2 protein-coding genes are annotated in these 10,727 nt (G+C 66.5%); both read right to left on the bottom strand.

Features of this window, described 5'->3' with window-relative positions; translation table 11 throughout:
- Window positions 1-44: 44 nt before the first annotated feature.
- A complete protein-coding gene (locus tag M5G17_RS09485) occupies window positions 45-9,548 on the bottom strand; it encodes a non-ribosomal peptide synthetase (RefSeq protein ID WP_273892683.1) in 9,504 nt (3,167 codons plus the stop codon).
- Complete coding sequence (locus M5G17_RS09480; RefSeq protein ID WP_273892674.1) at window positions 9,445-10,683, bottom strand: condensation domain-containing protein; 1,239 nt, start codon at window positions 10,681-10,683, stop codon at window positions 9,445-9,447. Before M5G17_RS09480 ends, M5G17_RS09485 begins: the two co-directional genes overlap by 104 nt.
- Window positions 10,684-10,727: the final 44 nt, after the last annotated feature.

Raw genomic sequence — 10,727 nt, 5'->3', positions numbered from 1 at the left:
GCCGCTGCAACGCTGGGCCAGGGCCAGCGAGGCGTGCTCATGGGTCAGCAGCGCGCTGAGGCGCTGGTGGGTGCATGGGCCGCGTCATACAGGCTTACCCCTGCCAGGTCGACCCGCAACGGCAAGGTGTTGATGAACATGCCCAGCGCCCGTTCGGCGCCCTCGCCACCTTGCAGGCGACCGAGCAGCACGGTGCCGAAGACCACGCTGTGCTTGCCGCTGGCCGCACCCAGCAGGCGCGCCCAGGCCAGGTGAAACAGGCTAGCGACGCTGATGCCCAGCTGCCGCGCCTGGCGGCGCAGGCCCGCGGCAAGCTCGGTCGACAGTTGCACCTTCACTTCCTGTAAGTTGCAGCCATCGCCTTGGACATCGCTCAACCCATAGGCCAGGGTCGGTTCATCGATGTCGGCCAGTTGCTCGCGGAAGAAGGCCTCATGCTCGGCCTGGCTGATACCCAGGCGCGCCTGGGCCACATAGTTGCGGTAAGGCACCGGGGCATGTGCCGGTGCTGCGGCGCCCTGCAGGTAAGCATTGAGTTCCTCGCCGACCACCTCCAGGGCGGTATGGTCGAGGACAATGTGGTGGAACTGCAGGGTGGCTTCGATGTGTGTGGCGCCGGGAACCTGGGTGTGGAACAGACGGATCAGGGGGGCGGTGCTCAGGTCCATTGGCGAGGTGGAGCTATCGCGGGGCAAGCCCGCTCCCACCAAGCCTGATTCCACTACTGAAGGGACATTGCGCAGGACCACTTGCAGCGGTTGCGGCAGGCTGTCCCAGAGCACTACGGTGCGCAGCACGTCATGGCGGGCGATGACCCGGTCCAGGGCTGCGGCAAAGCGCTGCAGACGTTCCAGGCTGTCGAATTTCAGCCGCGAGTAGAGCACATAGGGATCGTGCTCCGGCGCACGCAGGTGGTGATAAAGAACGCCTTCCTGCAGCGGTGCCAGCGGGTAGATGTCCTGGATGTTGGCGGCGCCGCCAGCAACGCTGGCGACAATACGGGCAATGGCCGTCTGGTCGAGTTCGATCAGGCTGAGCATGTCCGGGGTGATCCGGGTACAGGCGTCAGGGATACGGTTCTCGGGCACCGTCACCTGACGATCATTACCCAGGGTTGCGGCCAGTGCGGCCACGGTCGGCTGGCCAAACAGGGTACGCACATCGATTTGCAAACCTTCCAGGCGCAGGCGCGCGGTCAGGCTGACGGCCAGCAGCGAATGGCCGCCCAGTTCGAAGAAATTATCGTGACGCCCTACCCGCTCGACACCCAGCACCTCGGCCCACACCGCCGCCATGGTCGCTTCGGCATCGTTTTGCGGTGCTTCATAGGCCTGACCAAGCAGCGCCGCCGGGTCTGGATCCGGCAGCGCGCGGCGGTCCAGCTTGCCGTGGCTGGTTAGCGGCCACTGTTCCAGGCGCATAAATGCTTGCGGCACCAGGTGCGCCGGCAGCTTGGCTTGCAGGGCATGGCGTAGCGAATCAAGGTCGACCGGCGCGGTTTCGGTAAACCAGGCCAGCAGCCGCTCGCCGCGCACCAGTGCCACAGCGTCGCCAATGCCCGGCTGCACAGCCAGTGCCGCCTCGATCTCACCCAGCTCGACCCGCACGCCGCGGATTTTCACCTGATCATCGTTACGGCCCAGATAGTCCAGGGTGCCGTCGGCATTCCAGCGCACCAGGTCGCCGCTGCGGTACATGCGTGCGCCCGGTGCATCGCTGAACGGGTCGTCGAGGAAACGCTCTGCCGTCAGTTCGGGGCGGTTCAGGTAGCCCCGCGCCACCTGTGCGCCGCCGATGTACAGCTCGCCCGTGACACCCACCGGCACCGGTTGCAGGCCCTCGTCGAGGACATACACGCGGGTGTTGGCGATGGGGCGGCCAATATGCAGTGGACCATTGGCCAGGATCTGGCCAGAAGTGGCGACTACTGTGGTTTCGGTCGGGCCGTAGTTGTTGATCACGGCAAAGCCCGGATCGCGCTCGAACTGGCGCAGGCGATCACCACCGATCAACAGAATCCGCAGGGTCGGATGCTGACGTTCGCGGCGCAGGGCCTGCTCGGCCACCGGCGTGGGCAGGAAACTGACCGCCAGTGGTTGTTCCAGCCACCAGTCGAGCAGTTCATCGACATGCTCGTTGCCGATGTGCACAGGCGGCAGGTGCAATGTGGCCCCAGCGCACAACGCCGGCCAGACTTCCCAGGCCATGGCGTCGAAGCCAAAGCCTGCGACGCTTGCGGTGTGCGTGCCGGCCGTCACTTCAAACGCCTGGCAATGCCAGTGCACCAGGTTGGCCAGGGCATGGTGTTCGATCATCACGCCCTTTGGCTGGCCGGTGGAACCGGAGGTGTAGACCACGTAGGCCAGTTGCTGCGCATTGAGCCCTGGCACCTGCGGATTGGTATCGGCCTGGTGGTAGGCGCCCGGCTGGTCGAGGTCGAGGCGTGGCACATTGTTCGCCAGCCCGTCGATGCACGAATCGGCCAGCACCAGGGTGGGTGCGCTGTCGGCAAGCAGGTAGGCGATACGTTCGGCCGGGTAGTTCGGGTCCACAGGCACATAGGCAGCACCGGCCTTGAGCACCGCCAGCAGGCCGATGACCCGCTCGGCGCTGCGCGGCAGGCACAGGGCAACCCGGTCGCCCAATTGCACACCGCGCTCGATCAGGCCATGGGCCAGGCGGTTGGCGCGCCGGTTCAACTCGCCATAGCTCAGGGCCAGGCCGTCCTGGGTCAGCGCCACGGCCTCGGGGGCACGCAGGGCCTGGGCCTCGACCAAGGCGTGCACGGTGTGCCCCTTGGGGAATGCCTGGGCTGTTGGGTTGAAATTCTCCAGCAGTTGCCGGCGTTCATCGCCATCGAGGATCGGCAGGCAATCGACCGCAGTCTCCAGCCCCTGCTCCAGCACCAGCAGCAGTTGGACCACAGCATTGGCCATCCACCGGGCCACCCGTTGCGCACCAATACCCGGTACCGCCAGTACGCTGAAGCTGAAGCCTTTACCCTGGTCGTTCACACTCAGGGTCAGCGGGTAGTTGCTACGCTCTTGCCCACCCAGCAGGTGCACACCCGCCAAGATGCCTTCACCCTCGCGCGGCGCATCGTCGGCACTGTGGCGGTAGTTGAGCAAGGCGCTGAACAGCGGCGAGGACACTGCCACGCCGCTGCAGCGCTGGGCCAGGGTCAGGGGCGCATGCTCGTGGCCGAGCAATGCCGACAGGCTGCGGTGGGTCGCGTGTACTGCCTCCCGCGCGCAGGCCCCGGTGTCGACCCGCAACGGCAAGGTATTGATGAACATGCCCAGCGCCCGGTCGCCGCCGGCGCCGGCGCTCATGCGTCCCAGTAGAACGCTGCCGAAGACTACGTCGCGCCGGTTGGCAAGTACGCCGAGCACCCGCGCCCAGGCCAGGTGCATCAGGCTCGCGGCGCTGACCCCGAGCTGACGTGCCTGGCTGCGCAGGCGCAGGCCGACTTCGCCGTCGAGGACCTGGTGCGCAGTGTCGATGCTGCGGCCATCGCCCTGTATATCGGCAAAGCCCAGCGGCAAGGTCGGCTCATCGACGTCGCCGAGCATTTCACGGAAGAACGCTTCGTGGCTGGCCTGATCGCCCAGGCGCGTCTGGGCCACATAGTTGCGGAACGGCACCGGCGGATGTTGCGGCGTCTGGCCATGCAGGTGGTCGCGGATCTCTTCGAGCACGACCTTCATGGCGGTTTGGTCAAGCGCGATGTGGTGGAACTGCAGGGTGGCTTCGATCTGCGAAGCACTGGTGGCTTGGGTGTAGAGCAGGCGGATCAGGGGGGCGGTGCTCAGGTCTAGTACCGCGCCCGCGCTCACCACTGAGGGGACGTTGCGCAGGACCACTTGCAGCGGTTGTGGCAGGCTGTCCCAGAGCACGGCGGTACGCAGGATGTCATGGCGGGCGATGACCTGGTCCAGGGCGCTGGCGAAGGCGTGCAGACGCGCCTGGCTGTCAAAGGCCAGACGCCATTGCAGCAGGTAGGGGTCGTCGCCGAGGGCGCTCAGGTGGTGATAGAGGATGCCTTCCTGCAACGGCGCCAACGGGTATATGTCCTGTACGTTGGCAGCACCGCCCGGCACCGTGGCGACGATTCGATCGATATCGGCCTGGCTCAGCGTCACCAGCGGCAACATGTCGGGGGTAATGTGTGAGCACGCGGCCGGGATACGGTTCTCCGGTACCACGACCTGACGCCCCTGGCCCAGCGCCGCCGCCAGCGCAGCGACAGTCGGTTGGTTGAAAAGCACCCGCACATCGGTGGGCAGCTCTTGCTGACGCAGGCGTTCGATCAGGGTCACGGCCAGCAGCGAATGACCGCCCAGTTCGAAGAAGTTGTCGTGACGCCCTACCCGCTCGACCCCCAGCACCTCGGCCCACACCGCTGCCATGGTCACTTCGACATCATTTTGCGGCGCTTCATACACCTGGCCAAGCAGCGCCGTCGGGTCCGGGTCCGGTAGTGCGCGGCGGTCCAGCTTACCGTGGCTGGTCAGCGGCCACTGCTCCAGGCGCACGAACGCCTGCGGCACCAAATGCGCTGGCAGCTTGGCTTGCAGGGCCTGGCGTAGCGAATTGAGGTCGACCGGCGCAGTTTCGGTAAACCAGGCCAGCAGCCACTCGCCGCGTACCAGTACCACAGCGTCGTCAATGCTCGGTTGCGCGGCCAGGGCCGCCTCGATCTCGCCCAATTCAACCCGCACACCACGGATCTTCACCTGATCGTCGTTGCGGCCCAGATAGTCCAGGGTGCCGTCGGCATTCCAGCGTACCAGGTCGCCGCTGCGGTACATGCGTGCGCCCGGTGCATCGCTGAACGGGTCGTCGAGGAAACGCTCTGCCGTCAGTTCGGGGCGGTTCAGGTAACCCCGCGCCACCTGCACGCCGCCGATGTACAGCTCGCCCGTGACACCTACTGGTACCGGTTGCAGGCTCTCGTCGAGGACATACACGCGGGTGTTGGCGATGGGCCGGCCAATATGCAGTTCACCATTGGCCAGGATTTGGCCAGAAGTGGCAACCACTGTGGTCTCGGTCGGGCCGTAGTTGTTGATCACGGCAAAGCCTGGATCGCGTTCGAACTGACGCAGACGATCACCGCCGATCAACAGAGTCCGCAGGGTCGGATGCTGACGCTCGCGGCGCAGGGCCTGCTCGGCCACCGGCGTGGGCAGGAAGCTGACGGCCAGTGGTTGTGCTAGCCACCAGTCGAGCAGTTCATCGACATGCTCGTTGCCGATGTGCACAGGCGGCAGGTGCAACGTGGCCCCGGCGCACAGCGCTGGCCAGACTTCCCAGGCCATGGCGTCGAAGCCAAAGCCTGCGACGCTTGCGGTGTGCGTGCCGGCCGCCACGTCGAAGGCCTGGCAATGCCAGTGCACCAGGTTGGCCAGGGCATGGTGCTCGATCATCACGCCCTTGGGCTGGCCAGTGGAGCCGGAGGTGTAGACCACGTAGGCCAACTGCTGTGCGTTGAGCCCTGGCACCTGCGGGTTGTCATCGGCCGGGTGGTAGGCGCCCAGCTGGTCGAGGTCGAGCCGCGGCACGCTGGCCGCCAACCCTTCGATACTCGAATCGGCCAGCACCAGGCTCGGCGCACTGTCGGCCAGCAGGTAGGCGATACGTTCGGCCGGGTAGTTCGGGTCCACCGGCACGTAGGCAGCACCGGCTTTGAGCACGGCCAGCAAGCCGATTATCCGCTCGGCGCTGCGCGGCAGGCACAGGGCGACCCGGTCGCCCCGTTGCACACCGCGTGCGATCAAGCCGTGGGCCAGGCGGTTGGCGCGCCGGTTCAGCTCGCCGTAGCTCAGGGCCAGGCCATCCTGGGTCAATGCCACGGCCTCGGGGGCACGCAGAGCCTGGGCTTCGACCAAGGCGTGCACGGTGTGCCCCTTGGGGAATACCTGAGCCGTTGGGTTGAAGTTTTCCAGCAATTGCCGGCGTTCAGCGCCAGCGAGGATCGGCAAGCCATCGACTGCCGTCTCCAGCCCCTGCTCCAATACCTGCAGCAGTTGAACCACAGCATTGGCCATCCACTGGGCCACCCGCTGCGCGCCAATACCTGGCACCGCCAGTACGTTGAAGCTGAAACCTTTACCCAGGTCGTTAACGCTCAGGGTCAGTGGGTAGTTGCTGCGCTCTTGGCCACCGAGCAGGCGCACGCCCGCCCAGATGCCCTCACCCTCGCGCGGCGCATCGTCGGCAGTGTGGCGGTAGTTGAGCAAGGCGCTGAACAGCGGCGAGGACACCGCCACGCCGCTGCAGCGCTGGGCCAGGGCCAGGGGCGCGTGCTCGTGGCCGAGCAATGCCGACAGGCTGCGGTGGGTCGCGCGTACCGCCGAGCGCACTGCGGCCCCGGTATCGACCCGCAACGGCAAGGTATTGATGAACATGCCCAGCGCGCGGTCGGCGCCTTCGCCGCCTTGCAGACGGCCCATCAGCACGGTGCCGAAGACCACGTCGCGACGGTTGGCAAGTACCCCGAGCACACGCGCCCAGGCCAGGTGCATCAGGCTCGCGGCGCTGACCCCGAGCTGACGCGCCTGGCTGCGCAGGCGCAGGCCAACTTCGACGTCGAGCGCCTGAAAAGCAGTGTCGATGCTGCGACCGTCGCCCTGCACATCGGCAAGGCCCAGCGGCAAGGTCGGCTCATCGACGTCGCCAAGCATTTCACGGAAGAACGCTTCGTGGCCCGCCTGATCGCCCAGGCACGCCTGGGCCACATAGTTGCGATAAGGCACGGCGGCCGGCAGGGTCTGCGCCTGGCCGAACAGCAGCGCGCGCATTTCGCCGGCGACCACGTCCATGGCGGTGTGATCGAGGGTCAGGTGATGGAACAGCAGGATCGCCAGCACCTGATGGTTGGCCGGGTCCAGGCTGTAGTACAGGCGCGTGAGCGGTGCCTGGGACAGGTCCAGGCTCGGCTCGTCCGGCAGCGTGTCGGTTTCGATCACGGCCAGCTCGGCGTTGCGCCAGACCACCTGAACCGGCTGTGCCAGCCCTTTCCAGAGCACTGCGGTGCGCAGAATGTCATGGCGATCGATCACTTGCTGCAAGGCACCGGCCCAGGCCAGCAAGCGCTCGACGCTGTCGAAGGCCAGGCGGGTCTGCAACAGGTAGGGGTCGCCGTGCTCGGCACTCAGGTGATGATAGAGCACGCCTTCCTGCAGGGGCGCCAGCGGGTAGATCTCCTGCACGTTGCCAGCACCGCCCGGCACTGTGGCAACGATGCGTTCGATATCGGCCTGGCTCAGCTCGATCAGGCTGAGCATGTCCGGAGTGATGCGCTCGGCATTGTCCGGCACCCGGTTGGCCGGCACCGCCACCTCGCGGCTGCCGCCAGCCGCACCGGCAAGCGCGGCCAGGGTCGGTTGGGCGAACAGTACCCGCACATCAATGACCAGGCCAGCCTTGCGCAGGCGCTCGACCAGGGTCACCGCCAACAGCGAGTGGCCACCCAGCTCGAAGAAGTTGTCGTGACGCCCTACCCGCTCAACGCCCAGCACCTCGGCCCACACCGCCGCCATGGTGGCTTCGGCATCGTTTTGCGGCGCTTCATACACCTGACTGATCAGCGCCATCGGGTCCGGGTCCGGCAGCGCGCGGCGGTCCAACTTGCCGTGGCTGGTCAGCGGCCACTGTTCCAGGCGCATAAATGCTTGCGGCACCAGGTGCGCCGGCAGCTTGGCTTGCAGGGCATGGCGTAGCGAATCAAGGTCGACCGGCGCGGTTTCGGTAAACCAGGCCAGCAGCCGCTCGCCGCGCACCAGTGCCACAGCGTCGCCAATGCCCGGCTGCACAGCCAGTGCCGCCTCGACCTCGCCCAGCTCGACCCGCACGCCGCGGATTTTCACCTGATCATCGTTACGGCCCAGATAGTCCAGGGTGCCGTCGGCATTCCAGCGCACCAGGTCGCCGCTGCGGTACATGCGTGCGCCCGGTGCATCGCTGAACGGGTCGTCGAGGAAACGCTCTGCCGTCAGTTCGGGGCGGTTCAGGTAGCCCCGCGCTACCTGCGCGCCGCCGATGTACAGCTCGCCCGTGACACCTACTGGTACCGGCTGCAGGCCCTCGTCGAGAACATATACGCGGGTATTGGCAATGGGGCGGCCGATATCCAGCGCGCCGTTCGGCATTACGCGTCCGGAAGTGGCAACCACTGTGGTCTCGGTCGGGCCGTAGTTGTTGATCACGGCAAAGCCTGGATCACGCTCGAACTGGCGCAGGCGGTCGCCGCCGATCAGCAAGGTGCGTAGCGTTGGATGTTGATGTTCGCGGCGCAAGGCCTGCTCGGCCACCGGCGTGGGCAGGAAGCTGACCGCCAGTGGTTGTTCCAGCCACCAGTCAAGCAGCTCATCGACATGCTCGTTGCCGATGTGCACAGGCGGCAGGTGCAACGTGGCGCCGGCGCACAACGCTGGCCAGACTTCCCAGGCCATGGCGTCGAAACCAAAGCCTGCAACGCTTGAGGTGTGCGTACCGGCCGCCACGTCGAAGGCCTGGCAATGCCAGTGCACCAGATTGGCCAGGGCATGGTGTTCAATCATCACGCCCTTGGGCTGGCCGGTAGAACCAGAGGTGTAGACCACGTAGGCCAGTTGCTGCGCATTGAGCCCTGGCACCTGCGGATTGGTATCGGCCTGGTGGTAGGCGCCCGGCTGGTCGAGGTCGAGGCGTGGCACGTTGCTCGCCAACCCGGCGATGCGCGAATCGGCCAGCACCAGGCTCGGTGCGCTGTCGGCCAGCAGGTAGGCGATACGTTCGGCCGGGTAGTTCGGGTCCACCGGCACATAGGCAGCACCGGCCTTGAGCACGGCCAGCAGGCCAATGACCCGCTCGGCGCTGCGCGGCAGGCACAGGGCGACCCGGTCGCCCCGTTGCACACCGCGTGCGATCAAGCCGTGGGCCAGGCGGTTGGCACGCCGGTTCAGCTCGCCATAGCTCAGGGCCAGGCCATCCTGGGTCAGCGCCACGGCCTCGGGGGCACGGCGCGCCTGGTCCTCAACCAAGGCATGCACGGTGCGCCCCTGCGCGTAAGCCTGGGCCGTGGCATTGAAATCGTGCACAAGCCGCTCACGCTCTTGTGCCGGCAGGACTACAAGCGCCTGAGTGGCCAGCGAAGGCGTGTGTTCCAGGGCCTCGACCAGGCTGGCCAATGTCTGCTCCAGCAACTCACAGAGGCGCTGGGCGCCCCATTCGGCGAGCGCTTGCACGCTCAGCCGGAAGTCTTCGCCCAGGTCATCGACGCTCACGGTCAAGGGATAGTCGGTGCGCTCCTGGGCCCCGACGATATCGATGCCCGGTGCCACCGGGATGATCTCGGCGGCATCGCCGACAGCGCTATGGCGGTAGTTGAGCAAACTGTTGAACAGCGGCGTCGGCGCCGCGACGGCGCTGCAACGCTGGGCCAGTGCCAACGAGGCCTGTTCATGGCCGAGCAAGGTGCTGAGCCGCCGGTGGGTCGCCAGCAGGGCATCGCGTGCGCCGTGCTGGCCCAGGTCGACGCGCAGCGGCAGGGTATTGATGAACATGCCCAACGCCTGGTCGCCACCGGCGCCGGCGCTCATGCGCGCCGGCGCTCATGCGCCCCAGCAGCACGCTGCCGAATACCACGTTCTGGCGGGCCGACAATTGCCCCAGCAGGCGGGCGAAGCCCAGGTGCAGCACACTTGCCGGGCTCACCCCCAGTTGCCGCGCCTGCTCGCGCAGGCGGCGGCTGAGCGACGGTGCAAGGGTAAGGCGCGCCTCTTCCAGCGCCTGATCGCCCTTGTCCTGCAGGCCGAACGCCAGGGTCGGCGCGTCGATGTCGGCGAGCATCTGGGTGAAGAAGTTCTCGTGGGCTTGCTCATCCAGGGCCAGGCGCGCCTCGGCCAGCACATTGCGAAACGCCACCGGTGCGGCCAGCTGGGCAGTCTCGCCGGTCAGGTGCGCGTGAATTTCGCGGCGCACAATATCAAGCGCAGTGTGGTCCATCACGGTGTGGTGGAACGACAGCAATGCCACCCACGCCTGACCTTCGCCACGGGCGTGCATCAGTTGCATCAACGGCGCCTGGTGCAGGTCCAGGCGGTAGTGCCGGGGGTCAAAACGGCGGCACAACTGCGCCAGCGCCTCGGCGCCGTCCACGGCAACGGCCTCGCGCATCAGTTGCGCCTCGCGCCAGACCACCTGCACCGGCGAATCGAGGCACTCCCAGTGCAGCGCAGTACGCAGAATGTCATGACGCTGGATCACCCACTGCAGTCCGGCGGCGAAAGCCTCCAGGTGCTCGCGGCTGGCAAAGCGCAGTTGCACTTGCGACAGGTACGGATCACCGTCGTCGGCCGACAGGTGATGGTAGAGCATGCCCTGCTGCAGCGGCGCCAGCGGGTAGATATCCTGGACGTTCGCCGCCCCACCGGGGACGCTTGCGACGATACGGTCGATCGCGGCCTGGTCGAGGTCGACCAGCGGCAGCATGTCCGGGGTGATGCGAAACGCCGGGCTCAACCAGTCGTCATCCTGTTCAGCGAGCATGGCCAGTAACGCTGGCTTGTGCCGCGACAGCGCCTCCCACAGGCTGTCGTCCAGGGTTTCGTCATCGCCCAGGACAATCAGGTCCTGGTCTTCACGCTGGAGTCGGATTGCATGGGTGGAGAGCGCAGCCATCAGTTCGCTGAAGAGCATCGGTAAGCATCCTGCTTTGCCAAAAGGGAAATCGTCGACACGCT

Origin of the sequence: Pseudomonas rubra, from assembly GCF_028656935.1 — a bacterium.
Taxonomy (GTDB): domain Bacteria; phylum Pseudomonadota; class Gammaproteobacteria; order Pseudomonadales; family Pseudomonadaceae; genus Aquipseudomonas; species Aquipseudomonas rubra.
Note: the sequence above shows the minus strand (reverse complement) of the source record. Positions and strands in the feature narration are given on the sequence as shown.

Coding starts and splice junctions, on each gene's coding strand:
- M5G17_RS09485 (WP_273892683.1), bottom strand. CDS start 9,548: ATGTTCATCAATACCCTGCCGCTGCGCGTCGACCTGGGCCAGCACGGC.
- M5G17_RS09480 (WP_273892674.1), bottom strand. CDS start 10,683: ATGCTCTTCAGCGAACTGATGGCTGCGCTCTCCACCCATGCAATCCGA.